At 43.9% G+C, this 24,202-nt stretch carries 27 protein-coding genes; 5 read left to right on the top strand and 22 right to left on the bottom strand.

Annotated features, from left to right (window positions below):
- Positions 1-6: 6 nt before the first annotated feature.
- Positions 7-741, bottom strand: a complete 735-nt coding sequence (locus AAHB12_RS00940) for a segregation/condensation protein A (RefSeq protein ID WP_129727040.1) — start codon at positions 739-741, stop codon at positions 7-9.
- Positions 742-966: 225 nt separating this feature from the next.
- Here AAHB12_RS00940 and AAHB12_RS00935 point away from each other — a divergent pair, with 225 nt between their 5' ends.
- Positions 967-1,065, top strand: coding sequence for a YjcZ family sporulation protein (locus tag AAHB12_RS00935; RefSeq protein ID WP_129727041.1), 99 nt, complete (start codon positions 967-969; stop codon positions 1,063-1,065).
- A 177-nt stretch (positions 1,066-1,242) separates the two neighbouring features.
- The gene (locus AAHB12_RS00930) at positions 1,243-1,761 is read left to right on the top strand and encodes a DUF309 domain-containing protein (protein WP_129727042.1); all 519 of its coding nucleotides are present in this window, start codon (positions 1,243-1,245) and stop codon (positions 1,759-1,761) included.
- Positions 1,762-1,898: 137 nt separating this feature from the next.
- On the opposite strand, the gene AAHB12_RS00925 is transcribed toward AAHB12_RS00930, so the two are convergent.
- Positions 1,899-2,267: a GNAT family N-acetyltransferase gene (locus AAHB12_RS00925; RefSeq protein WP_129727043.1), complete on the bottom strand. Its 369-nt coding sequence runs from the start codon at positions 2,265-2,267 to the stop codon at positions 1,899-1,901.
- Between the two features lie 360 nt (positions 2,268-2,627).
- Between AAHB12_RS00925 and AAHB12_RS00920 the strand changes: the two genes are divergently transcribed.
- Positions 2,628-4,451 carry an APC family permease gene (locus tag AAHB12_RS00920; RefSeq protein WP_342043992.1) on the top strand — a complete coding sequence of 608 codons (1,824 nt, stop codon included), beginning with the start codon at positions 2,628-2,630 and terminating at the stop codon, positions 4,449-4,451.
- A 330-nt stretch (positions 4,452-4,781) separates the two neighbouring features.
- On the opposite strand, the gene AAHB12_RS00915 is transcribed toward AAHB12_RS00920, so the two are convergent.
- Complete coding sequence (locus AAHB12_RS00915; RefSeq protein ID WP_129727045.1) at positions 4,782-5,216, bottom strand: peptidylprolyl isomerase; 435 nt, start codon at positions 5,214-5,216, stop codon at positions 4,782-4,784.
- 233 nt (positions 5,217-5,449) lie between these two features.
- Between AAHB12_RS00915 and AAHB12_RS00910 the strand changes: the two genes are divergently transcribed.
- Positions 5,450-6,316 (top strand): DUF1002 domain-containing protein, encoded by an 867-nt coding sequence (locus AAHB12_RS00910; protein WP_342043991.1) that lies wholly within the window; start codon positions 5,450-5,452, stop codon positions 6,314-6,316.
- Positions 6,317-6,450: 134 nt separating this feature from the next.
- On the opposite strand, the gene AAHB12_RS00905 is transcribed toward AAHB12_RS00910, so the two are convergent.
- The 12 genes from AAHB12_RS00905 to AAHB12_RS00850 all read right to left on the bottom strand — a co-directional run bounded on the left by AAHB12_RS00905 (position 6,451) and on the right by AAHB12_RS00850 (position 16,088).
- Positions 6,451-7,920 (bottom strand): spore germination protein, encoded by a 1,470-nt coding sequence (locus AAHB12_RS00905; protein WP_342044041.1) that lies wholly within the window; start codon positions 7,918-7,920, stop codon positions 6,451-6,453.
- Entirely contained in the window at positions 7,901-8,485 is a 585-nt protein-coding gene (locus AAHB12_RS00900) for a stage V sporulation protein AE (protein WP_342043990.1), read from the bottom strand. The genes AAHB12_RS00905 and AAHB12_RS00900 overlap by 20 nt, the downstream gene beginning before the upstream one ends.
- 5 nt (positions 8,486-8,490) lie before the next feature.
- Complete coding sequence (gene spoVAE, locus AAHB12_RS00895) at positions 8,491-8,841, bottom strand: stage V sporulation protein AE (RefSeq protein WP_129727049.1); 351 nt, start codon at positions 8,839-8,841, stop codon at positions 8,491-8,493.
- Positions 8,842-8,848: 7 nt separating this feature from the next.
- Entirely contained in the window at positions 8,849-9,862 is a 1,014-nt protein-coding gene (gene spoVAD / locus AAHB12_RS00890; protein ID WP_342043989.1) for a stage V sporulation protein AD, read from the bottom strand.
- A 14-nt stretch (positions 9,863-9,876) separates the two neighbouring features.
- The gene (spoVAC, locus tag AAHB12_RS00885) at positions 9,877-10,332 is read right to left on the bottom strand and encodes a stage V sporulation protein AC (RefSeq protein ID WP_129727051.1); all 456 of its coding nucleotides are present in this window, start codon (positions 10,330-10,332) and stop codon (positions 9,877-9,879) included.
- 11 nt (positions 10,333-10,343) lie between these two features.
- Entirely contained in the window at positions 10,344-10,760 is a 417-nt protein-coding gene (locus AAHB12_RS00880; protein WP_129727080.1) for a stage V sporulation protein AB, read from the bottom strand.
- Positions 10,753-11,373: a stage V sporulation protein AA gene (locus tag AAHB12_RS00875; RefSeq protein WP_342043988.1), complete on the bottom strand. Its 621-nt coding sequence runs from the start codon at positions 11,371-11,373 to the stop codon at positions 10,753-10,755. The genes AAHB12_RS00880 and AAHB12_RS00875 overlap by 8 nt, the downstream gene beginning before the upstream one ends.
- Positions 11,374-12,168: 795 nt before the next feature.
- A complete protein-coding gene (gene sigF, locus AAHB12_RS00870) occupies positions 12,169-12,927 on the bottom strand; it encodes an RNA polymerase sporulation sigma factor SigF (RefSeq protein WP_342043987.1) in 759 nt (252 codons plus the stop codon).
- A 12-nt stretch (positions 12,928-12,939) separates the two neighbouring features.
- The gene (spoIIAB, locus tag AAHB12_RS00865) at positions 12,940-13,380 is read right to left on the bottom strand and encodes an anti-sigma F factor (RefSeq protein WP_129727082.1); all 441 of its coding nucleotides are present in this window, start codon (positions 13,378-13,380) and stop codon (positions 12,940-12,942) included.
- The gene (gene spoIIAA / locus AAHB12_RS00860) at positions 13,381-13,719 is read right to left on the bottom strand and encodes an anti-sigma F factor antagonist (RefSeq protein WP_379952311.1); all 339 of its coding nucleotides are present in this window, start codon (positions 13,717-13,719) and stop codon (positions 13,381-13,383) included.
- Between the two features lie 393 nt (positions 13,720-14,112).
- Positions 14,113-15,315: a D-alanyl-D-alanine carboxypeptidase family protein gene (locus AAHB12_RS00855; RefSeq protein ID WP_342043985.1), complete on the bottom strand. Its 1,203-nt coding sequence runs from the start codon at positions 15,313-15,315 to the stop codon at positions 14,113-14,115.
- 353 nt (positions 15,316-15,668) lie between these two features.
- Entirely contained in the window at positions 15,669-16,088 is a 420-nt protein-coding gene (locus AAHB12_RS00850; RefSeq protein ID WP_129727085.1) for a MarR family winged helix-turn-helix transcriptional regulator, read from the bottom strand.
- A gap of 260 nt (positions 16,089-16,348) precedes the next feature.
- Here AAHB12_RS00850 and AAHB12_RS00845 point away from each other — a divergent pair, with 260 nt between their 5' ends.
- Entirely contained in the window at positions 16,349-17,011 is a 663-nt protein-coding gene (locus AAHB12_RS00845) for an SIMPL domain-containing protein (protein ID WP_129727086.1), read from the top strand.
- Between the two features lie 75 nt (positions 17,012-17,086).
- Here the strand turns inward: AAHB12_RS00845 and corA are convergent, their stop codons facing one another.
- The 7 genes from corA to xerD form a co-directional block, all read right to left on the bottom strand.
- Positions 17,087-18,037, bottom strand: a complete 951-nt coding sequence (corA, locus tag AAHB12_RS00840) for a magnesium/cobalt transporter CorA (protein ID WP_129727087.1) — start codon at positions 18,035-18,037, stop codon at positions 17,087-17,089.
- A gap of 166 nt (positions 18,038-18,203) precedes the next feature.
- Complete coding sequence (locus AAHB12_RS00835; protein ID WP_129727088.1) at positions 18,204-19,508, bottom strand: pyrimidine-nucleoside phosphorylase; 1,305 nt, start codon at positions 19,506-19,508, stop codon at positions 18,204-18,206.
- A gap of 91 nt (positions 19,509-19,599) precedes the next feature.
- Entirely contained in the window at positions 19,600-20,418 is an 819-nt protein-coding gene (locus tag AAHB12_RS00830; RefSeq protein WP_129727089.1) for a purine-nucleoside phosphorylase, read from the bottom strand.
- Positions 20,419-20,431: 13 nt separating this feature from the next.
- Entirely contained in the window at positions 20,432-21,613 is a 1,182-nt protein-coding gene (deoB, locus tag AAHB12_RS00825; protein ID WP_129727090.1) for a phosphopentomutase, read from the bottom strand.
- A gap of 88 nt (positions 21,614-21,701) precedes the next feature.
- Entirely contained in the window at positions 21,702-22,358 is a 657-nt protein-coding gene (locus tag AAHB12_RS00820) for an N-acetylmuramoyl-L-alanine amidase family protein (protein WP_342043984.1), read from the bottom strand.
- A gap of 79 nt (positions 22,359-22,437) precedes the next feature.
- Positions 22,438-23,163, bottom strand: coding sequence for a FixH family protein (locus tag AAHB12_RS00815; RefSeq protein ID WP_342043983.1), 726 nt, complete (start codon positions 23,161-23,163; stop codon positions 22,438-22,440).
- Positions 23,164-23,306: 143 nt separating this feature from the next.
- On the bottom strand, positions 23,307-24,197 hold the full coding sequence (gene xerD, locus AAHB12_RS00810; protein WP_129727093.1) for a site-specific tyrosine recombinase XerD: 891 nt from the start codon (positions 24,195-24,197) through the stop codon (positions 23,307-23,309).
- Between the last annotated feature and the right edge of the window lie 5 nt (positions 24,198-24,202).

Raw genomic sequence — 24,202 nt, 5'->3', positions numbered from 1 at the left:
CCTCCTCTATGTTTGAAAGACATAAATCTCGTCAAAATTACGCTCCTGCTCGATCATGATGAGCTTTTTTTTCATCAGCTCCAACACAGCTAAAAACGTAACAACTATTGCTTCCCTGTCATCTTGCCCAAACAAATCAAAAAACCGCTGCCGGCCTCCACTTAACCTCACACGCTTCATTACTTCATCCATCTGTGCCTCAATGGAAATTTCCTGACGCGTAATAGTTGTCGTAATTGGCCGCTGGAGCGTTTTACGCCGCATCAGCTTTTGAAAGGCTGCAAGCATGTCGTACAGCGTAACATCCAGCGGTATACGTTCGTCGCTATCCTGCCCTTGAAACGGACTTAAGTCGGCCGGAGGGCGTGTAAACAGCTGGGCACGTTCTCCCTCTCGCTCCTTTAATTCCGTTGCGGCTTCTTTATATTTCTTGTATTCTATTAAACGCTCCATCAGCTCCTGACGCGGATCCTCCGTAAGCTCCTCGCCATCTTCGGACCATTCCTCTTCATGCTTAGGAAGGAGCATTTTGCTTTTCATAGCCAGCAGCGTTGCCGCCATAACCAAAAACTCGCTCGCCACATCCAGCTGAAGCTCCTGCATCGCATGTATGTACGATACATACTGCTCCGTAATGGTTGCAACAGGGATATCGTATATATCGATTTCATAACGATTGATTAAATGTAAAAGTAAATCTAAAGGGCCTTCAAAGGCATCAATTTTAACATTGTATTGCACGATACATCCCACCAATTCCTTAATACCGCCGGGGCTTCTGCTCGAGAAGACCAAACGGCAGAACATTATAAGTATAGAGCATCCGGATGAACTATCCAACCGTTCTTAGAAAAAGTCAGAAATTCTTTTATTTGGAACTAGACATTCGCCCACGCAACGGGGCTTATGTCCTACATATGATAACACTGTAATGAAGCAAACAATTATGTAGGAGGTTCAAAAACTATGGGTGATCATGTGGGAGGACATCATAGCGGATTTGCTTTAATTGTGGTGTTGTTTATTTTGTTAATTATCGTTGGTGCAGCTTGCATCTGCTGGTGACCCGAAGGCAGCCGGATTTCCTTCCGGCTGCTTTTTCTTGATTATGGTAAAATGGTAGGTAAATCAAATTTGTTAGCTTAAATTTCTTACACTTTATTCCTAAGATTTCCTGCTGCGTCGAGTGGCTTCTGGCTGGAAACTTATGCTTTCTTAAAGTGTTACAAAGGGGCTCTGTACATGTATCCAAACGCATACATACAATACTTAATTCATTTTCATGGAGACCGTGATTATTTTGAATGTCATGAAATTTTGGAGGAATATTGGAAGGAGGAGCCGCGCGGCCAGCGAAAGCCGCATTGGGTCGGGCTGATTCAAATTGCGGTTTCCTTATATCATCAGCGCCGCGGCAATTGGAAAGGCGCTGCGCGCATGATGGAACATGCCCTTGCCATCTTACAGAAAGAGGAAGCGGCAGTTAGAGCGCTTGGACTTGATTATGAATCATTGCTGCGTCTCTTAGGCAACCAGCTCGATGATATAATCCATCAGCGAGCTTACAAAAGTATCATGCTCCCGATTGCTGATGGCGGGCTAACCGAGACATGCATCCGCCAATGTGAGAAGCTGGGATTCCAATTCGGAAGCAACAGTGATATGGCGAACTTGTCTCTCCTTCATAGGCATACGCTGCGCGATCGAAGCGAGGTTATCGCTGAACGACAGCGCCAACTGCAAAAAAGAAAGCAGAGATGATTGCTCTGCTTTCTTTTTTGCTTCTTTTCTTACATTGTTAAGGATAAAATGTAAGTGCAGCTACTCCTATGTCTTCGCCTAACAGCTCGCCAGCCAGCGAGTTTTTCTTAACAAGAAACAATGTATTATACAATTTTTTATAAGCTAACTTGATGCGATACGTCCTTGCATTTTTCGCAAAAAACCGCAGTATGCTCATTTCCGTACAGCGTAACCCCAGGCATCATGGCACATAGCTCTTGCACCATTTTTTTGCCCATACCAGCATGACGATGTGATGGATTCACGCAAATATGCTGAACCTGCACAACGCCTTCTTCTTTCTTCACTGTTCCGATAATTCCAAGAACATCATCGTCCTCTTTCCACAAATACAATTGCCAATCTTCGTTTGTTTCGTATTCCTTCACTGTAGCTAGTAGCTTTTTCAGTTCTTTTTCTGTTGGCATAAAAGAAAGAAGACCCATCGCAATTTTTTCATAACTCTTTTTGAAACGAATCAACATACAAACGTATCCCTTCTTAATTGAAAAAACTTTCCAATTCACAATAACAAATAATCAGACTGTCATAAACGATACGACGCATACTAACGCTTTTCCTGCTTCTTCCCCTTATTATGGCTTAATTTTGCAAACATTAATATGTTCAGAGATGTGTTTATTTTACACCATTTTTTTTCAGGTGAGAAGTACTTATTATTCATATGCAAGAATCGGATGCAATGTTTGGGAATTTAAAAATAATCTTCTATAAAGTTTATAAAAGACACATACTAATTTCACATTTCATTTTATTTTTTGCACACAAAGACATGAAAAAAATGGTACAATTCACAATACATTTTACATACTGGTGGTGAATTTATGATGTCCTCTTTGAAGCGTTTCCTGATCGGAAAGCCATTAAAGTCAACAGAACTAGGGGAGCAAAAGCTAAATAAACTAAAGGCATTGGCGATCTTATCCTCTGACGCGCTTTCATCTGTCGCCTATGGAACAGAACAAATTTTGATTGTGCTGGTCGCATTCGGTACAATTGCCTTTTGGTATTCACTCCCAATTGCTTTAGGTGTTCTCATTTTATTAATTGCGCTTATCTTGTCGTACAGGCAAATTATTTACTCGTATCCAAAGGGGGGCGGCGCCTACGTTGTTTCCAAAAGTAATTTGGGCGAAAATGCTGGTTTAATTGCCGGAGGCTCACTGCTTGTCGATTATATTTTAACAGTTGCGGTAAGCGTTTCTGCCGGAACAGATGCAATTACATCAGCATTTCCGGCTCTTCACGATGATACGGTCATCATCGCGATTGTACTCGTTATCTGCATTACAATTCTCAATCTAAGAGGACTCACCGAGTCTGCTTCCGTGCTCGCCTACCCTGTTTATTTGTTTGTCCTTGCTCTCATTGTTTTAATTGCAGTAGGACTATTTAAAATTGCAACAGGGCACGCTCCGGCTAGCGGGCATGCTCCAATTGGAACAGCAGTGTCGGGTGTCACATTATTTCTTTTGCTTCGTGCATTTGCATCTGGCTGTTCTGCATTAACAGGTGTGGAAGCAATTTCTAATGCGATTCCAAATTTTAAAGATCCTGCGCCGAAAAATGCAGCTATGACACTCATAATGATGGGCGGAATTTTAGCCGTGCTGTTTTCCGGCATTACGATACTTGCGTATTGGTACGCCATCACCCCTAAAATAGAGGAAACAGTTGTCTCACAAATCGCTTCTGAGATATTTGGACGAAACTTTATGTACTATTTTATCCAAGGAGCAACAGCGCTGATTCTCGTTCTTGCGGCCAACACAGGATTTTCGGCGTTTCCTTTGCTTGCATACAATTTAGCGGCAGATAAGTATATGCCGCGTATGTATTTAATGCGAGGAGATCGTTTAGGCTATTCAAATGGTATTATTACACTTGGTCTGGGATCCATTGTGCTCATTATTGCATTTAAAGGGCAAACAGAGCAGCTCATTCCGCTCTATGCCGTTGGGGTATTTATTCCATTCACCCTATCACAAACAGGCATGACATTAAAATGGCTGCGGGAAAAGCCTGCGGGCTGGGTCGCGAAAATGATTACCAATCTGCTTGGGGCGATTATTACTTTTACGGTGTTAAGTATCCTGTTTCTCACAAAGTTTGGGCAAGTATGGTCTATTCTTATTTTTCTGCCTATCATTGTGTTTATATTTCGCCGAATCCGCAAGCATTACGATGATGTTGGTGAACAATTGCGGATTGATACAATTGGGAAAACAACAGAAATTGAAGGAAATGTTGTAATTGTACCTATAGCAGGCATCACGAGAGTAGTGGAGCAATCCATTGAATATGCGGAATCGATTGGAGACCGTGTATTTGCAGTATACGTCGCCTTTGATCGTGAGGATGAACTCCGAATGAAGAAAAAATGGGAGCAGTGGAAACCTAACATACGGTTAATCACGGTATTCACTGCCTATCGTAGTTTAACAAGACCGCTGTTTAAACTTATTGACACAATTGACGCAAAGGCAAAGGAAAACCATCATACAGTAACAGTACTGATTCCGCAGTTTATTCCGAAGAAAAACTGGCATAATATTTTGCATAATCAATCCAGTTTTCTGCTGCGCACCTATTTACTGCACAAAAAGAATGTTGTCGTGGCAACTGTGCCGTATCATTTTTGGAAATAAGAAAAGCGGATGCAGTTCAGCTTTGCTCGTAAAGGGAATAGCGATCTCATTGGCAAGACGTTTTTGCCTTATGAATGGGAGGCTCTTTCCCGTAACAAGCAGTTCGTAGACCCCAGACAAAATCCGATACTTTCTTATTTTTAAAAACTGAAAGCCCCTGGTCCATTTCAGACCAAGGGCTTTCAGTTTTTTATTTACACTGTAGGAACGTATAAATTTCCCGCTAGAAGTCATTCGATGAAGTTGGAAATTTTAGGGATACAGTGTACATGCAACTACGCCTCTGTCTTCGCCTAACGGCTTGCCAATCAGCGAGTTTTCTTTAGGAAATCAATCTTCCCAAACTTTAACTTCCTTCATAACAGCGCCTTGCTTCATATTCAGCACTGTTTCCATTCCTTCGATTACTTTTCCAAACACAGTATGTACACCATCTAAATGAGGCTGCGGCTCATGTACAATAAAGAACTGGCTGCCGCCTGTATCTTTTCCGCGGTGCGCCATTGAGAACGCCCCTGCTGTATGCTTGTGCGGGTTGCCTGCTGTTTCACATGGAATCGAATAACCAGGACCGCCTGCGCCTGTTCCTGTAGGATCTCCCCCTTGACTTACGAAACCTGGAATAACACGGTGGAAAGTTACACCATCATAAAATCCTTCTTTAGCTAATTTAGCGAAGTTATCAACTGTAATCGGTGCTGCTTCATGAAACAGTTCGAATTCAATTTTCTCACCGTTTTCCATAATAATATGACCTTTTTTCATTGGAAAATCTCTCCTTTATTCAATCTCAGCCTCTATCATACCATATTGTGTGCAGGATACAAAATAAGGACCTTATGGGGAATAGTATTTATGGTAATTATGCCCTTTGCTTCTAAAATATAACAAGACAACTTTGCAAAAATCCAACTTAAGACTGATGACAAAGCATAGAAATGTACTATAATGGGCTTGTTGCCCTAAAATTATTGGAAAGAAGGAAAGGAGCGATTTTCGTGAAAACGAAGCTCTTATCATGGCTTCTCGCCTTATCTGTGCTACTTGTGCCTGTTTCTGCACTGGCAGATGTAGCAGAGGGAGACAGCATCGTGACATTAGGAGAAAATTTAACGGAACAACAAAAAACCGAAATGTTACAGGAAATGAAGGCGCCAAGCGATGCGCAAATTATTACTGTTTCTAATGAGGAAGAACACAAATATTTGGATCAATATGTACCGAAAGCGCAAATTGGCACAAAAGCCATTTCATCATCTATCATTACGTATACAAAGGCCGGCTCTGGCTTAATCGTACAAACAAAGAATATTAGCTGGGTGACAGACGCCATGTATACGAACGCGCTTATCACAGCAGGTGTAAAGGATGCAAATATTTATATTACAGCACCATTCTCCGTTTCTGGTACAGCAGCGCTTACAGGATTAATGAAAGCCTATGAGGTAGCGACAAATAAGCCGATCTCCGAAGAAGTCAAACAGGTCGCAAATCAGGAAATGGTAACAACCGCAAAGCTTGGTGATCAAATTGGCTCCGATCAGGCAGTCGCACTTGTTGCAAAGGTCAAGGAAGCCATTGCGAATGATCCGCCGCAAAACGTAGAGGAGCTGAAGGCTCTGATTAAAAAATATGCAGATGAGCTTGGTATTCAATTGACTGACGAGCAATTTAACAATCTCGTTACCTTATTCCAGAAAATGCAAAGCTTAAACATCGACTGGAATCAAGTCGGTGATCAATTGAATCAAGCGAAAGAGAAAGTAACGGCATTCCTAAGTTCTGAGGAAGGCCAAACCTTTTTGGAGCAATTGAAAGGGATTTTTGCAAGCTTTATTGATTTTGTGAAGTCATTGTTTAAATAAGAAAAGCTGGGATGACCGAGCGGGAGATATTTCTCCCTGCTACGGTCATTTTTTTTCCACTTTTAAGAACAAGATGTAAGTGCAACTGCGCTTCTGTCTTCGCCTGACAAACAAGCGACCAGTATCGCTGCATGTTAGGGCAAGCGTTTTGTATTTTGCGGATGGACGATGCTTGGCCTTGCTCTCATACTGGAAATGGTTGGACGAACCAAGATTTTCATAAGCGCTCCCCCATCAAATGGCAAAAACGGCCATAGGTATGGAGTTTGCAGGCTTCTGATCGATACAAGGTATAGAATCACCAGTGTTACGCCGATGATAAAGCCCATTTCATGAAGCCATGCTGTGAGTAGCATAATGAAAATTTTTGCGATTTTGTTCGCAAGCCCAAGCTCATAGCTTGGTGTGGCATATGTTCCGATGACAGAGATTGCTGAATATAAAATAACCTCGGGAACAAATAGACCGACTTCGATGGCAATTTGTCCGACAAGCACGGCAGCGATTAAACCAAGTGAAGTCGATAACGCTGTTGGCGTGTGAATAGATGCCATCCGTAAAAATTCCAGTCCGACTTCAGCTAAGATAATTTGCAGAAATATCGGCAAGTTCGTCATTTTATTCGGCCCAATAAACGCAAACTTGTCTGGTAAAAGGCTCGGATCAAATACAAAGGCTAACCAAAATGGCAATAGAAAGAGGGAGAAAAAAATCCCGATAAATCGAATCCAACGTAAAAACGTACCAACTGCCGGATTTTGCCGGAACTCCTCCGCATGCTGCACATGGTGGAAAAATGTTGTCGGTGTAATCATAACGCTAGGAGATGTATCAACAATAATAAGAACATGTCCTTCCAAAATGTGATTGGCCGCAACATCAGGGCGCTCCGTATATCGTACTAACGGATATGGGTTGATGCTTTGCTTCACTAAAAACTCTTCGACTGCTTTATCTGCCATTGTAAGGCCATCAATTTTAATGTTTGTTAGCTCTTGTTTAATAATTTTCACTAAATCAGGATCTGCCACGTCCTGAATATAGGAAATACAAATGTCTGTTTTTGAGCGTTCCCCAACCTTGATAATCTCATGACGAAGGCGTGGATCACGGATTCTGCGGCGAATCAGACCGGTGTTCATAACGATATTCTCAACAAATCCATCACGGGCGCCGCGTACAACCTTCTCTGTATCAGGCTCAGCCGGGGTCCGTCCCGGATAGCTTCGAACGTCAATGACAAACGCCTCTTCTTCTCCCTCTACAAAGATAATAATGAGTCCGGATAAAGCAGACGATAATACCTCTTCCATTGTTTTCACTTTGCTCACCTGCTGATGGATGAGGCGGTTTTCTAAAATTGCTGTTACATTGTCACGCTGGCTTTCTACATCATTTGTATCAATCACTTCATCCAAAAGATGGATGATAAAGTTGGAATCACACAGCCCGTTTACATATAGCAAACCAATCTTTGTTCCTAGAAAATCAAACTTCCGCAGACCCACGTCAAATGTTACACCAATCCCAACGGTTTGCTTTAAATAGTTTTCATTATCGCTCAAAAACGAAGAAATGGGAATGTTAACCTTTTGCTTCTCCATTGCCGTCATAATATCCACTCCTTTCTAAAATCAGCTCAATCGCCTGCTTTGTTATGGGAGAGCCGCGCTTCACATCATCATTTCCATACATTTTCCCGATATCACCAATTCCAATAATGATCGGTACATTCAATTTGTCTAGACAATATACAGTATCACCGTTAATGCGCCCAAGTTCCACATCTGCCAGCCCGGATTTATCAACACCATACTCCGTTAAGTGACCATTTCGGTCGATGCTCACATCCACACGCGTCCATTCATGATGGTGCGTGTTTGATGCAACAGCCAGTACGCCAAGAACATCCATTTGCGCATGGTTCGCTACATACTGTAATGCTTGCTCTCCGGGTCCTTCTCCTATGTAGCCGCTGTCGTCAAACAGTACAAAAACAGGGTCATACGGCGTCTGGAGGATGAGCTGTACTAATTGTTCTCCTGTCAGCCTCGTCGGATTGCTTTGGGATGCCGAAATGCAGCGCCCGCCAAACTCTTTTGCTACATATTCAATTGTGCGCAGCGCATATTCATCTCCGTCCGTCACCAAAATAACCCTTCTTCTCATAGATCTTATCCTTTCGGTTTAAAAATAAGAGCAGCGATAAACGCAAACAAAATAGCAGCTGAAATCCCAACAGATGTGAGGGAAAACATCCCCATCCCAAGCCCGAGATAACCGTGTTGCTTCGCTTCCTGCATCGCTCCGTGCATGAGGGAGTGACCAAAACTTGTAATTGGAACAGTGGCACCCGCACCAGCAAAGCGAATGAGATTATCATAAAGACCAAACCCGTCCAATATGGCGCCAAGTATGACAAAGCTTGCCATAAGATGGGCCGGAGTTAGCTTTGTAATATCTAAAAACAATTGTCCTACTACACAGATGGCTCCGCCGACCAAAAAAGCATATACAAACTCCATACTTCCATTACACTCCTTTTACGCGTTCGAATACAACCCCGTGCGCAATCGTTGGGATGCTTTCCTTTTGCTGAACCATTATCGGGTTTAGCAGAGCGCCAGTCGCTACTACCAACAGACGATTTAGGTTTCCTAACCGCATTTCCTGCAGCAAATGTCCATATGTCACAACTGCTGAGCACGCGCAGCCGCTACCGCCGGCAAATACTTCTTGGTCCGGTCCGTAAAGCAGCAAGCCGCAATCATTGTACACACTTCCCATATCGTAGCCTTCATCTAGCAGCATTTGCCGGCAAATGGGTGTGCCAACTGCAGATAAGTCACCTGTTACAATTAAATCGTAGTCGCTTGCGCTGCGGCCTAAATCTTCAAAATGCTGTTGAATTGTTCGCGCCGCTGCCGGCGCCATTGCAGATCCCATATCAAATGGGTCTGTAATGCCAAGATCCTCCACCGTTCCAAGCGTAGCGGAGGTAATCTTAATAGGTCCTGGAGTTTGGCTCACCAAAGCGGTTCCCGCTCCGGTCACGGTCCACGTTGCTGAATCCGGCTTTTGTCCTCCATATTCTGTTGGATAACGAAATTGTCGCTCTGCTGTAGCGTTATGGCTGCTCACGCTTGCCAAAACCCGATTGGCAAAGCCCCCGTCCACCAATGCCGAACCAACCGCCAGTGTTTCCATAGACGTTGAGCAGGCGCCAAACATCCCTAAATATGGAATACCGAGTTGGCGGGCAGAATAGCTTGCTGTTACAATTTGATTCAGCAAATCCCCGGCGAGGAAAAAATTAATATCCTCATGTTTAAGTTCCGTCTTTGTTAGTACTTGTTCAATGGAATCGCTCATGAGCCGTCTTTCAGCGAGTTCCCAATTGCTTTCGTTGCAATGGAGTTCGTCATACTTCACATCAAAGTATTGACCGAGAGGCCCATTTGCTTCCATTGGTCCAACCGCTGTACCAGTTGCATTGACATACACATCATTTTGAAACACCCACGTTTGTTTTCCAGTCAGTCTCATGCTGCTCCTCCTTGTTACATCAACAGTTTGAGTGTATAGCGGATCAGGCCGACAATATAAGCTCCGACTACCCCAAATACAATCACGCTTCCTGCTAGCTTAAACATGTTCGTCGCCACACCTAGTACAATTCCTTCACTCCGATGCTCCATCGCTGCACTTGTCATAGAGTTGGCAAAACCGGTTACTGGCACAGCCGACCCGGCCCCTGCGTATTGTCCGAGTTTGTCATATATACCAAGTCCCGTTAAAAGAGCGGAAAGTATGACCAGCGTTGCTACAGTAGGATTACCAGCCTCTTTATCGGAAAAATGAAAAACAGTTGTGTAAAACTTTGTTAAAGCTTCTCCAATCGTACAAATGATGCCCCCAATAATAAATGCTCTCGTGCAATTTACGAGATAATTCGGCTTTGGTTGATAGGGCTTAATATTATTTTTATAATCATCCTTCAGCTTTTTCTTCGCCATCCATATTCCTCCTATTTAATCAAATACAGCCAATGAAACAACGAACCTAACACCTTTCCAAGCACAAGGGCCATGAGCAGTACAACAATTTTCCCATCTACGCCGATCCGCTTTGCTAATATCGGAAGCACATTTAATACTTCCGTTAAAGCCGCCGACAGCATACCGACGAACACACCGCATAACAAACCGAGCGGTACAATCCAAAAATGAGAAACTGACAGCACCGTATCTCGCAAGCTGAACCAACTGCCAATTAACGCTCCTGTGATAACTGCCCATTCATAAGCTTGTACATAATGGACACTTTTCGTCAGCTGCACTAGCCTCGGAATAATGCCAAGCACCGCCAGAAAAGCTACAAAGCCTCCTCCAACCGCAATGCCGCCCGCAAAGCCAATGAACATAACTGAACTGTACTCAACGATTTTCAAGCTGTTTCATACTCTCTTTGTTTTCATTCATAATGACGTATTGATCTAATGACTGCTGATATTGAAAGATTTCGACCTCAAGCGGGCTAGGCTCTTCATTAATACGTTTTTTAAACACATGGTTAAAAAACAAGATCATACCAACTCCAAGTCCGAGCGAATATGGGATTTGAAATAAAAGCGGCTTTTTGACTGTTTCTCCTGTTACCATGTAATACATACGCTGGTGCACCTGCTGCATACTAACATCCTCATGAAAGTAAATGATAGCGAGACCAGCCCCGACAAATAAAAGCAGCCAAACAACAGTGAAAAAAAATGGATTCACACGTTTTTCCTCATAGACGATCTCCACAATCGTTTGTGCGGGCCCTAGTAAATTCAGCTCTAATGTATGGTTATGCCGCCTAATTGCTTCAATTACCTTCATTGCGTCAATGACCACATGCGTTTTATCCTGCTTTGTAATTTGATATACAGGGCACTTTCTTAAGTGCTCGACAAGCGTCTCATCTGCTGTGATTTGTGCGACATCTCCCACCTGAATTTCATACCCCGGCGACACCTGCAAACGCTGACGCATTTTTATATAGACAAGGTTGCTCATTGCCACCATCTCCTCCACAATTCCTCGTAGTTGTAGTATGCTTGATGCAAAATTATCTAATACGAATTTTTAATAAAAATGCAAGAGAACCGTTTGCTGACTTGTGAAGCGCTTTGTAGGAGGTCTTGCTCCACAGCAAGCACTAGATCAAGAAAACTCGCCGGCTGGTGAAGGCGGAGATGTAGTTGTACTTATGGTGCATTCCTAAAATTTCCTAACGGCACTGAATTCGCTTCTAACTGGAAATTTATACCCAAAATACCAAAAAGCAAACAAGATGAAAAATAAGTTATATCAGAATACAACATCTTCATGGAATATGTTTAATGGAGAAAAAAATGGTTATGCTAAAAATACGTTACGAAACACTTATTTCCTCAAGTGTTATAGTGGAATTGCGGAGAGGTGACGCTTGTCCCTTTGAAGATTCATCTCATACGCAGCATAAATCCCCTAGATTTAAATTATTCCAGAAAATTAATTTGAATCTAGAACTAGACTGTGCCTAAAAGCTGCACTACTTTCGTAAGGTAAAGAAAACTCGCCGATTGGCGAGCCCTGTTCTTGGGCGAAGACAGAGGCGTAGTTGCCCTTATCCTGTATTCCTAAAATTTCTCACTACGTCGAATGGTCTCCTAGCTAGAAATTTATACTTTCTTACAGTGTAAAGAAAACTCGCCAGCTGGCGGAGGCGTAGTTGCCCTTATCCTGTATTCCCAAAATTTCCGACTACGTCGAGTTCACTTCCGGCTGGAAATTTATACTTTCTTACAGTGCAAGAAAAAACCGAACAGGCTATTCACCTATTCGGTCCTTCATTTGCTGCAGGATTTTCTTTTCTAAGCGTGAAACTTGCACCTGAGAAATACTAAGCCGTTCTGCTACTTCAGATTGGGTTTGGTCTTTATAATATCGTAAATAAACGATGAGACGTTCACGTTCATCAAGCTCGCGAATTGCCTCTTTCAAAGCGATTTGATCAAACCATTTTGTTTGGGTTTGGTCAGCAATTTGATCCAAAATGGTAATCGGATCTCCGTCATTTTCGTATACCGTTTCATGAATGGAAGATGGTGTACGGCTTGCCTCCTGCGCCAGTACAACCTCCTCTGGCGTAAGCTCAAGCGCTTCCGCTACTTCATTAATCGTTGGAGCTCGTCCTAATCGTTTTGAGAGTTCGTCCTTCATCTTACGAATTTTATTTCCCGTTTCCTTCAAGGAACGACTCACCTTTACCGTACCATCGTCACGCAAAAAGCGTTGGATTTCTCCAATGATCATCGGGACGGCATACGTTGAAAACTTAACATCGAATGACAAATCAAATTTATCAACTGATTTTAGCAGCCCAATACAGCCGATTTGAAATAAATCCTCCGGCTCATAGCCACGGTTTAAAAAGCGCTGTACAACGGACCAAACAAGGCGCATATTTGTTTCCACAATCGTATCTCGTGCGGTTTGGTCACCGGCTTGACTTCTTTGGATCAATTCCTTCAGCTCATGGTCCTTTAACTGCACTTTTCCATTTTCGTTTTTTACCTCTATGTCCATAGGCCCGTCTCCTTAATTGCATAGAGCGTTGCTTTTTGACAAATACTTCGTAAGATGAATTGTTGTTCCGAAATTGTGGCTGGAAATAACTTCGACCTCGTCCATAAAATTTTCCATGATTGTAAAGCCCATGCCGGAACGCTCTAGTTCAGGTTTTGTCGTAAATAATGGCTGTCTTGCCTCATCTAAATCTGTAATACCGATCCCTTCATCACGGATTGTCATTTTGACAGCTCCGTCCTCCAATGTAACCGTAATATATACAATGCCGTCCGGTCTTTGTTCATATCCGTGGATAATCGCATTTGTTACCGCCTCTGAGACAACGGTCTTAATTTCTGTCAGCTCGTCTAGCGTCGGGTCAAGCTGCGCGATAAAAGAAGCAACTGTTACGCGCGCGAACGATTCGTTTTGGCTGAGAGCAGAAAACTGCAAGTGCATTTCATTTCTCATTTATGCCACCCCCAATGTCGCAAGTGCGTTTTGTTCACTTTCTTCCAGACGGATAATTTTGAACAAGCCGGACATTTCAAATAATCGTTTCACAGCGGGAGAAATCGCACAAACAACCATTTCTCCGCCCAAGCTTTTAATATGCTTATATCTTCCTAAAATAACCCCAAGACCGGAGCTATCCATAAAGCTCAAAGACTCGAGATTTAAAATAATATGGTGAATCCGCTTCTTTTCCAGCATCTCTGTCACTTCTGTACGCAACGCTTCAGCTGTATGATGGTCGAGCTCTCCCTCCAACCGAATGCATAGAACATCTTGCTTTACTTCTAGACTCATCGAAAGACTCACGTTTCCTTCCCCCTTGTTTGTAGGATGCGTGCGCATTCGCGCGGAACGTATATAACATCTTTCGCTTTCTCGATTGGCTATTCCTTCCACCCGACAAAAGAAGTGCATTTTCGCAGTCAAGAAGCAAGCCTCCCGGCAAAAGGGGAAGCAGCTTACAGCCGCTCCCACGGTTGGCTTCAAGGCTGAGAAAGCATAGCTTTTTAGATGCCGCCCTGCTCACTCTTTGCCACAACATGCTATTCCTTTTGTATAGGGAAAAAGCTCCTTTCATGGGGAAGAGCAAACAGAATCTTTCCATAAGCCGCACAGGCTGTTTGCTGCGGGACTGTATTCGTTATAGCCGGAATTTTAGAGATAAATTGTAAGTGCAACTACTTTTCTTTACTTCGATTTTGAAAACATTCCAAAGCTCTGTTTAAACAGTTCCCACCAGCTTGCTGCATCAATATCCTCGCTCGCTACGATCGACTGCCTCGAGATGACTTCATTTCCATTTTTCACAATAAGCGTGCCCAGTGGTGTGCCTTTTTTCACAGGTGCCTTTACTTTTTTATCCATGATAATCTCCTGCGTCACCTTGTCAGCGCTTTCTCCTTTTTTCAACAGCACCGATACATTATCAGCAGCCACAAGCTGTACTTCTTTTCTCTGACCGCGGCTTACCTTAATAGTTTTGATCGGTTGATCCTTTTTATAAAGCAGCTTTGTCGTATACTGACTAAATGCGTAATCAAGCAGTTTGGTAACTTGTGCATTACGCTCTTTGGACGTTGGCGCTCCCATCACGACAGCAATCACACGCATGCCATTTTTTTGTGCAGAAGCTGTCAAGCAATATCGTGCCTCTGTCGTAAAGCCAGTTTTCACGCCGTCAACACCTGGGTAAAAACGAACGAGCTTATTCGTATTCACAAGCCAAAATCGCTTGTCCGTGTTTTCACGTAAATAGCCCTCATATTTCCCTGTATAATTGCGGATGAGTGGATATTTCATTAATTCTCTCGCCATCACTGCCATATCATATGCGGTGGAGTAATGATTCTCCGCGGGCAGGCCTGTCGGATTTTGGAAATGCGTATTTTTCAGCCCTAGCTCCTTCGCCCTGTTATTCATCATCGTAACAAAGCCTTCCTCCGAACCGGCAATATGCTCAGCAACGGCAACGGAAGCGTCATTTCCGGAGGCGATCGCAATGCCTTTTAGCATCTCATCCACCGTCATTTCTTCTCCTGGCTCCAAGAAAATTTGCGATCCTCCCATGGAAGCTGCATACTCGCTCGTACGCACCTTATCAGTAAGCTTAAGCTTTCCTTTGTCGATTTGCTCCATAATGAGCAGCATTGTCATAATTTTCGTCATGCTCGCTGGGGGCAGCTTTTCGTTGCTATTTTTATTAAATAGCACCTTCCCTGTATCCTGTTCGAGCAAAACGGCAGATGAAGCATTTTCCACCAGCTTCGGCTGTGAAGCTTCCGCTTGCCTTTGCACCGGTTGCTTGGGCGTTGCTTCAGACTGCGCAAAGCCAACCGGAGCAGCGGAACATAATAATGTGAAACAAGCCAATATTCCGATGAATCGTCTCATGTCCACACCCTCCATATCAGTATCATATCTATTGTTTCCAGTAAAAAAGCGTTTATACCATTTTTTTCTAAGGAGAATAGAAAAAATCGACATGTTTCTCCATGCTCTCAGAGGATGCCTTGAGGCTGAACTAGAATGAGATTTCTCGGAAAAGTCGTTAAACGCCGATTGGCGAGCGTTGCTCCCCAGGTGAAGACAGAGACGCAGCCCTATTTATCCGGTATTCCTAAAATTTCTCACTACGTCGAATGGTCTCCTAGCTAGAAATTTATACGTTCTTACAATGTAAAAGCGCCTACAAAAAAGCTGACCCCAGTAGACATTTTGTATGCCTATTGAGGTCAGCTTCTTCTTTACAATACTCGCTCAATTAATTCAACCATAACCTTCATTTCTTCATTGCTCAAATCTGCAAATTTTTCCCGATAATATGCTTTTCTGACATTTTCCAGCTTTTCAGCGACTTCCTGTCCTGTTTTAGTAATTTCTAAATATACAATCCGTCGGTCAGAATCAGAGCGTTTACGCATCACAAGATTCTTGCGTACGAGACGATCTGTAACAGCAGTAATGTGACTTGATGTGACATTGACTTCTTGGGCAATTTGGGAAGCCATTTGTGGGCTTTTTGCGTGTAACGCACGTAAAACAGAAAATTCATTCCATGGCATATACTCAGAAAACAATTCGTTAATATCATTCTGGAGCATGCGGATCATTTTTCGAAATGACATAGATAGTTCTAAAATGAGCGTTTCTCGTTCTTCTTTCACTAGTCTCGACCCTTTATCTTCTTGATTTTCATTTATTATAATGTATGTTGCTTCATGTTGTACACTTTTTCTGCAAAATTTACGTGATTATGTTAGGTTTTTTGTGTGTAACCCTCTTTTAATTTACTTTAATTGTAAAATACGTATGGTTTTAACGATAAATCTGCCATGATGACGGTATATTTGACAGTATGCTCCTGCAAATTTTTCTGCTGCACTCTTCATATATTTTAGAGAAAAAGCGAAGAGAGGTGCTAACAATGTACCATATGAACTCATACCCATATTCAGACTATCGTCCCACAAGAGAGGGCACTGTAACGGTACAAGGAGAAGGAATTGCGACGGCAAAGCCCGATGTAGTCGTTTTGACGATTGGCGTGATGACTGAGGATAACAATGTGAAGGCAGCACAAGAGGAAAATGCCCTTCGCTCTAATGCCTTATTGCAAGCATTGCAAACGCTCGGCATTCAAGAAAAGGATATCCAAACTCTTTCGTATACCATTACGCCAGAGTATGATTACAAAGACGGTGTCTCCTCTTTACGCGGCTACCGGGTGGAGCATTTATACGAGGTAACCGTTTTGAATGTGCAAAAAGCAGGAGAGGTGTATGATGCAGCGATTGGGGCAGGAGCTAATATTGCTCGCGATCTAACTTTCCGCGTGTCCGATCCTGGCTTATATTACGAGCAAGCTTTAACACGCGCCGTTTTGAATGCCCAAGAAAAAGCAAAAACAGTTGCCGAAGCATTGCATGTGAATATAAATCCTATCCCTGTTTCCATCGTAGAAGAAGGAGGATGCGCGCCACAGCCGCTGGTTGGCTACGCAGCTGCGCAGCCAAAAGCTGTGACGCCAATCGCGCCTGGAGAGCTGACAGTTAAAGTACGCGTGCAGGGCGTTTTTATGTATATGTAACGTAACACGTGATCTTTGCTTTTGTCTTTAGCACGCTTCGGCACAGAAGGCAAAAAACTTCTGTGCCGAAGAACATTATTTAAACCAGCCCTTTTTTCGAAACCAAAGCATCATCACCACAAAAATCGCCCCCATTAGCAGGAGACATCCATAATAACCGTACCTCCAGCCAAGCTCGGGCATAAATCTAAAATTCATCCCGTACACACCAGCGATAAAGGTGAGCGGCATGAAGATAGTCGAGAAAACGGTGAGTGTTTTCATAATCGCGTTCATATAGTTTGAGTTTAATGAAAAGCAGCTATCACGAATATCGGCTGTTAGTTCTCGACTCATTTCAATCATTTCCGCTAGCTTTAGCAGATGATCATGGATGTCCTTAAAATATATTTCATGATCGCTCACATTATAAAATCGCTCCGAGTTGAGAATACGGTACAATAAATCGCGCATTGGTACAATTGTCCTGCGAAGCTTAGACAAATCTGCCCGTATATCAAATATCTCTTCAAGCACGTCACCTGCTGATTCGCGGGTTAAACTATCATCGATATCATTTAGTCGATCTTCCAAAAAGTACACTGGTGAAAAATAGTTATCAACCATCTGATCGATAATCGTATGTGTTAAATGAAGCGGGCTTTGCTGCACACGTGTTCGATCTGATAGTTTTTCCCATGCGCGCTGCAGCGCCTTATCTTCATGAAAGTGAAAGGATACAACATAGTTCTCACTAATAAACAAGTCAATTTCACGAGGATCCAAGTCGTCTCTGGATAAGGAATGCAGTACAAGAAAATGGTAACCCTCATAGAAATCAACCTTTGGCCGCTGCACATACTCTAAGCAATCCTCAATCGCCAATGGATGAAAGCGAAATGTATCCCGCAGCACATATGTATATTCTTCCTCTGTCGGCTCCGACAAATCAACCCAATACCAAGCAACATGTTTTTGCCGCGCTTCTTCCAGTGTCACATCATATACAACTTCTCCTGTATGATAAATTGCACAAATTCGAATCATAAAGACCACCCCATCCCTATTATAACGCAGCTAAAAACAAATCATGTAATCTGTGAACTTGTGTCTGTCCGGTTTCCTGTCCAACACTCAATGCTGTATCAACCATTTAAAGTATAAAAAGCTAAGGAAGCATCTCCTTAGCCTTTACACTCTCTAAATACTTCCTTTATTCTCCTACAATGTCATAAACAAGCACTGGAGAAACAACCGCTTCCTTGGAAATACGAATACTCTCGTATAGTTTCCGCTTCACTTCTTCCACATGTTCACTGTTTGCATATACCGTAACAAGCGGCTCCCCTTTTTTGACACTATCTCCTACCTTTTTGCGCAGCATTAACCCAACGGCCAAGTCAATGACCGACTCTTTCGTTGCACGTCCTGCCCCCAGCAGCATCGCAGCTGTACCGATCTCATCTGCAACAATTTCCACAACATGTCCGTCCTGCTGCGCTTCCAAGTCGAACACATATTTTGCCTGCGGCAGCTTGGACGGATCATCGACAACTGAAGCATCGCCGCCCTGCGCAGCAAGAAATACTTTCAACGTTTCGAGTGCCGATCCATTTTGGATGGCTTCCTGCAAATTCGCGCGTGCCTCTTCTATAGACGGTGCTTTTCCCGCTAAATAGACCATTTGACTGCCAAGCGTTAGACAAAGTTCCTCCAAGTCCTTCGGTCCTTGTCCGCGCAATGTATCGATTGCCTCCTGCACCTCAAGCGCATTGCCAATCGCAAAGCCGAGCGGCTGACTCATGTCAGAAATCACCGCCATTGTTTTTCGTCCGACCGTATTCCCGATACGTACCATCGCCTCCGCTAATGCGCGTGCTTCCTCTGCCGTTTTCATAAACGCGCCTGCCCCGGTTTTCACATCGAGCACAATCGCATCGGCACCTGCAGCAATTTTTTTGCTCATAATCGAACTGGCGATGAGGGGAATAGAGTTGACAGTTGCAGTAACATCACGAAGCGCGTAGAGCTGTTTATCAGCTGGCGTTAAATTGCCACTCTGTCCGATTATCGCAATCTTATTTGCATTTACGAGACGGGTGAATTCTTCATTTTCAATCTCAACGTGGAAGCCGGGCACCGCTTCTAGCTTATCAATCGTACCGCCCGTGTGACCTAAGCCGCGCCCTGACATTTTTGCAACCGGTACGCCAAGGGATGCGACAAGCGGACCGAGCACAAGTGTTGTTGTGTCTCCCACTCCCCCGGTAGAGTGCTTATCGACCTTAATGCCCGCAATAGCTGATAAATCAATTGTATCCCCGCTATGTACCATTGCCATCGTTAAGTCCGCGCGCTCCTGGTCGTTCATATCCCGGAAAAATACTGCCATTGCAAAAGCGCTCATTTGATAATCAGGAATCGTTCCATTTGTGTATTCGTTGATAATGAACTGAATTTCTGCTGCAGATAGTATATGTCCATCTCGTTTTTTTGCAATCAAATCAACCATTCTCATCCCGTATCACCCTTCTATCATTTTTAACTTAAGAAGACTCCTTCTCAATTTGTGCAAGGATAAAGAAGCACTCACAAATAGGCAGGAGAGTTCAACCCAGTTCACTTACAATTTCTTTTACAAGAGATAAGAAGTTTGCTTTCACGCGTTCTGTTGTTTCAATGACTTCCTCATGATTTAACGGTTGGTCAAGAATACCAGCCGCCATATTCGAAATGCAAGAAATGCCGAGCACCTGTAAGCCAGCATGGCGGGCCACAATCACCTCTGGAACCGTGGACATGCCGACCGCATCCCCGCCAAGCGTACGCAGCATCCGGATTTCAGCCGGTGTTTCATATGTCGGACCTGACATAGCAACATAGACGCCCTCTTGCACCCTAATATTCAGGCGTTCGGCGACATCCTTTGCTACGCGGCGCAGCTTTTTACAGTACGCTTCAGACATATCCGGAAAACGAACGCCAAGCTTGGCATCATTCGGGCCGATGAGCGGGTGATTCCCGATGAAATTAATATGGTCGGAAATGAGCATTAAATCACCAGGCTCAAAGTCCATATTTACACCTCCAGCTGCATTGGTTACGATTACCGTTTCAACACCGAGCGCCTTCATTACACGCACAGGAAACGTTACCTTATGCATATCATAGCCCTCGTAATAATGAAAACGCCCCTGCATCGCTGCAACTGAAACACCATGAAGCGTCCCGAACACAAGCTGTCCTGCATGTCCCTCCACCGTCGATACCGGAAATTCTGGAATTTCGCTGTATGGAATCTTAACGGCATGTTCAATTTCATCAGCTAATACACCAAGACCTGAGCCCAGAATGAGTCCGATTTTTGGAGTGCTAGCAAACTTGCTTTGTAAATAGGCTGCTGCTTTTTCAATAGATTCAAGGTTCATGAAAGGTCTCTCCTTATTGTAGTTCTTTTAAAAAACTAGTACCATGCGGCGGCAATTCTACACCGAAGTTTTCAGCAACTGTCGCCCCGATGTCCGCAAACGTTTGGCGAACCGGGAGCTCCTGCCCGCCGTTTTTCATGCTTGGACTGTAGACTAACAGGGGAACATATTCACGCGTATGATCTGTCCCATGATGCACGGGATCATTTCCATGGTCTGCTGTAATAATAAGCAAATCATCCTCCCTTAGCGCAGGGAACAGCCCCGCCAAACGGGCATCATATTCCTCAAGCGCCTGGCCATATCCTTTTGGATCACGTCTATGACCATATAGCGCATCAAAATCGACAAGATTTGCAAAGCTTAGCCCCGTAAAAGACATCTGAGCCGTGTCTACTAGCTTATCCATCCCATCCATGTTTGAGGCGGTGCGCAGCGACTGCGTAACTCCTTCCCCATCATAAATATCTGCAATTTTCCCAATGGAAATCACGTCTAATCCACTATCCTTTAATTCATTCATCACAGTGCGTCCAAACGGCTTTAGCGCATAATCATGACGGTTTGGCGTCCGTTTGAAGCTTCCCGGCTGCCCAACAAACGGGCGGGCAATAATCCGGCCAATCATATATGGCTCGTCTAATGTCAGCTCACGCGCAATCTTACAAATATTATACAGTTCATCGAGTGGTACAACCTCTTCATGCGCGGCAATTTGCAGCACGCTATCAGCGGATGTATAGACAATTAAAGCACCCGTTTCCATATGCTCCTTGCCGAGCTCATCCAAAATGGCTGTTCCGGATGCCGGCTTGTTTCCAATAAAGCTTCGGCCTGTGCGCTGCTGCAATTCATCTAACAGCTCTTTTGGAAATCCATTTGGAAATACACGAAATGGCTTATCGATGTAGAGTCCCATAATCTCCCAATGACCTGTCATCGTATCCTTGCCAGCGGACTGCTCCTGCATTTTTGTATAATAGGCAAGCGGCTTGTCCGCTTTTTTGATTCCTGGCAGCTCCCGGATGTTCCCAAGTCCCAACTTCTCCAGATTCGGCATATGCAAACCGTTCATATGCTCTGCAATATGTCCAAGCGTATCAGCTCCAAGATCATCGTATTTTTCCGCATCAGGTGCTTCTCCAATACCAACTGAGTCCATGACGACAAGAAAGATGCGTGTATATTTCACAATCTATCCCTCCTAGGTCTATATCCTTGTTGTTCTTAGTATGTACGAAAGTGTGAAAAAACGCTGCACACTCTCTCACTAGTATCATATGTTAGCTGTTTGCCGCGAAATAATTCATAATTCCACTTACGATGCCAGCCGCCAGCTTTTTCTGAAATTCAGAGGATGCAAGCAGCTTTGCATCCTCCTTATTCGTTAAATAGCCAATTTCAACAAGTGTGCTGGGCACACGTGAATCACGCAGCACCTTAAAATTCCCAAATTTTGCAGACCGAAGCGGCAAGCCCGTTTCATCCGTAATTGCTGAGCCGAGTGCTTCGGCTGCCTCTTTATCTCGAAACGGTGTAAAATAATATGCTTCTACACCGCGTACATTTGCATTTGCAGGAAATGCGTTCGCATGAACACTTACGAATAAGTCAGCGTCAACATTATGGGCAACAGCGGGACGACAGCTCAAATCTTTTATATAGCTTTCCTTGCTGCACTCCTCATCCTTTTGCCTCGTCAAATATACTTTGTATCCTTTTTCTTCAAGCAGCGCTTTCGTATACAGAGAAACCTGCAGCACGATATCCTTTTCCACAAGCCCGTTCAACTCAAAGCCGGGATATTTGCCGCCATGTCCCGGGTCGAGAACAACAATCTTCTCGGCCTGCCTTTTTTTCAGTTCAAACACATTCCGATACAACAAGAATGCGAGCAAGCAGGCAATTACGATGCTGAACGTTATAAAAAGTTTTTTCATCACCATCTGTCCCTACTTCTGATTGTATATACATAACTATTCGGGAAGAAATAGAAAAAACCTCCACCAAGATGGAGGCCTACTTTACTTCGACTGTTTGTTCCTTATGCTCGTGAAGTTCTCCCTTTCTCACGTGCACTGTTATATTGTACATGCCTGCTTCAAAAACAAACGAAGCCCCATATTGCCCGTTCGCATCTTCCTTTGCGGATATGTACTCATGCTTAGCTGCGCCGTCCTTCCAAATTTCAAACTCTACTTGCGCACCTGTTAGCGCACTGCCGCTATGCTGCACCTGAGCCTGTAAAGGAGACGTGCCGGCATGAATTTGGTCCGCTGTTAACTGGATCACAGTATCGCTATCATGATGGTCCTGCTCCGCTTGTTCATGCGCTGCTGCCTGCCCCGTGCCAACTGTGACTTGCACCGTTGGCATTACATGCATGTCCCTTGCATTTGTATGCGCTGTAATATGATACACGCCATCCTCAGGGAATGTTTTGTCAACCGCATACACACCATTTCCCTTTGCTTTTGCCGTAAGCATTTCGTGCTGTTCGGCGCCATCTTTCCAAATTTCAAACTTTACATCATCCGCATCGTTTACCGCTTTTCCGTCCTGGGTTACGATCGCTTGTATTTCTGTATGCTCATGCGCCTGTACTGCTTCTGGCGCTGTTTTCACTTCAACTTTCACTTCTTTTGGCAATTCATTTGTTGCTTCGCTATTCTGGTCTTTCTGTCCGCTGCTGCAGCCTGCTAGCACAAGCAGGAAAAGAGCGACCATTATCCAATATTTTCTCATCTTTGTCACCTCTGCGTTTCAGTATAAACTACGGCTGCTGCAGAGTCTACTGAACGGGTGGAAAAGAATATGAGAAATGTTTGTGAAATATTTGTGAAAGGAATTTTATCCTTTTCTACAGCCATAACAAACAGGGCATATCACTATGCCCTCGGATGAAACTGCTTATACACATCTTTCATTCTCGCTTTTGACACATGCGTATAGATTTGCGTGGTAGAAATATCAGCATGCCCGAGCATCTCCTGCACTGCACGCAAATCTGCTCCATTTTCCAGCAAATGTGTTGCAAACGAATGCCGCAGTGTATGTGGAGTTAGCTCCTTTTCAATACGGGCTTCCTTAGCCATCCCCTTTAAAATTTTCCAAAACCCTTGGCGTGACAAGCGTTCTCCGCGGAGATTCAAAAACAGGGCATCTGTTGCATTCTTTCCAAGAAGCTCTCTTCGCCCCCGTTCAATATAGCGCCCAACTGCTTCAATTGCTAGATTGCCAAGCGGGATGATGCGCTCCTTCCTTCCTTTTCCCAAGCAGCGTACAAAGCCCATCGTTAAATGAACATCAGATATATCCAGTTGGATAAGCTCTGAGACACGCAAGCCAGTTGCATATAACAACTCTAGCATCGCCTTATCACGCAGGCCAAACGCCCCGCCCTGCTTCGGTGCGTCAAGGAGCGCTTCTACTTCGGCAACGGACAATACTTTTGGCAGCTTCCTCTCTCCCTGCGGCGTTTCAATATGTACCGATGGATCCCGCTCTAACACGCGCTCGCGCAGCAAAAACTGGTGAAACGAGCGGACGGATGCAATATGGCGAGCCATTGTTTTAGATGATTTATTCGCATCCTTTAAGCCTTGTAAAAAGCCGATGATATGCAGACGCGTAACCTCAGCAAGCGATGAAAGCTGCTCTACCTTTTGTAAATACTTAATATAGCTTTTTAAGTCTCGTTCATACGAAACAATCGTATTTTGCGAAAGTCCCTTTTCTACCAGCATATAATGCATATAATCTTTCAACTGATCTTCCACGTTTT

The organism is Bacillus sp. OTU530, assembly GCF_038440375.1.
Note: the sequence above shows the minus strand (reverse complement) of the source record. Positions and strands in the feature narration are given on the sequence as shown.

Bases quoted from the DNA above. Each gene is read 5' to 3' on its own strand.
- AAHB12_RS00935 (WP_129727041.1), top strand. From the start codon at position 967: ATGGGTGATCATGTGGGAGGACATCATAGCGGATTTGCTTTAATTGTG.
- AAHB12_RS00930 (WP_129727042.1), top strand. From the start codon at position 1,243: ATGTATCCAAACGCATACATACAATACTTAATTCATTTTCATGGAGAC.
- AAHB12_RS00925 (WP_129727043.1), bottom strand. From the start codon at position 2,267: ATGTTGATTCGTTTCAAAAAGAGTTATGAAAAAATTGCGATGGGTCTT.
- AAHB12_RS00920 (WP_342043992.1), top strand. From the start codon at position 2,628: ATGATGTCCTCTTTGAAGCGTTTCCTGATCGGAAAGCCATTAAAGTCA.
- AAHB12_RS00915 (WP_129727045.1), bottom strand. From the start codon at position 5,216: ATGAAAAAAGGTCATATTATTATGGAAAACGGTGAGAAAATTGAATTC.
- AAHB12_RS00905 (WP_342044041.1), bottom strand. From the start codon at position 7,920: ATGGAGAAGCAAAAGGTTAACATTCCCATTTCTTCGTTTTTGAGCGAT.
- AAHB12_RS00900 (WP_342043990.1), bottom strand. From the start codon at position 8,485: ATGAGAAGAAGGGTTATTTTGGTGACGGACGGAGATGAATATGCGCTG.
- spoVAE (WP_129727049.1), bottom strand. From the start codon at position 8,841: ATGGAGTTTGTATATGCTTTTTTGGTCGGCGGAGCCATCTGTGTAGTA.
- spoVAD (WP_342043989.1), bottom strand. From the start codon at position 9,862: ATGAGACTGACTGGAAAACAAACGTGGGTGTTTCAAAATGATGTGTAT.
- spoVAC (WP_129727051.1), bottom strand. From the start codon at position 10,332: ATGGCGAAGAAAAAGCTGAAGGATGATTATAAAAATAATATTAAGCCC.
- AAHB12_RS00875 (WP_342043988.1), bottom strand. From the start codon at position 11,373: ATGAGCAACCTTGTCTATATAAAAATGCGTCAGCGTTTGCAGGTGTCG.
- sigF (WP_342043987.1), bottom strand. From the start codon at position 12,927: ATGGACATAGAGGTAAAAAACGAAAATGGAAAAGTGCAGTTAAAGGAC.
- spoIIAB (WP_129727082.1), bottom strand. From the start codon at position 13,380: ATGAGAAATGAAATGCACTTGCAGTTTTCTGCTCTCAGCCAAAACGAA.
- spoIIAA (WP_379952311.1), bottom strand. From the start codon at position 13,719: ATGAGTCTAGAAGTAAAGCAAGATGTTCTATGCATTCGGTTGGAGGGA.
- AAHB12_RS00855 (WP_342043985.1), bottom strand. From the start codon at position 15,315: ATGAGACGATTCATCGGAATATTGGCTTGTTTCACATTATTATGTTCC.
- AAHB12_RS00845 (WP_129727086.1), top strand. From the start codon at position 16,349: ATGTACCATATGAACTCATACCCATATTCAGACTATCGTCCCACAAGA.
- corA (WP_129727087.1), bottom strand. From the start codon at position 18,037: ATGATTCGAATTTGTGCAATTTATCATACAGGAGAAGTTGTATATGAT.
- AAHB12_RS00835 (WP_129727088.1), bottom strand. From the start codon at position 19,508: ATGAGAATGGTTGATTTGATTGCAAAAAAACGAGATGGACATATACTA.
- AAHB12_RS00830 (WP_129727089.1), bottom strand. From the start codon at position 20,418: ATGAACCTTGAATCTATTGAAAAAGCAGCAGCCTATTTACAAAGCAAG.
- AAHB12_RS00820 (WP_342043984.1), bottom strand. From the start codon at position 22,358: ATGAAAAAACTTTTTATAACGTTCAGCATCGTAATTGCCTGCTTGCTC.
- AAHB12_RS00815 (WP_342043983.1), bottom strand. From the start codon at position 23,163: ATGAGAAAATATTGGATAATGGTCGCTCTTTTCCTGCTTGTGCTAGCA.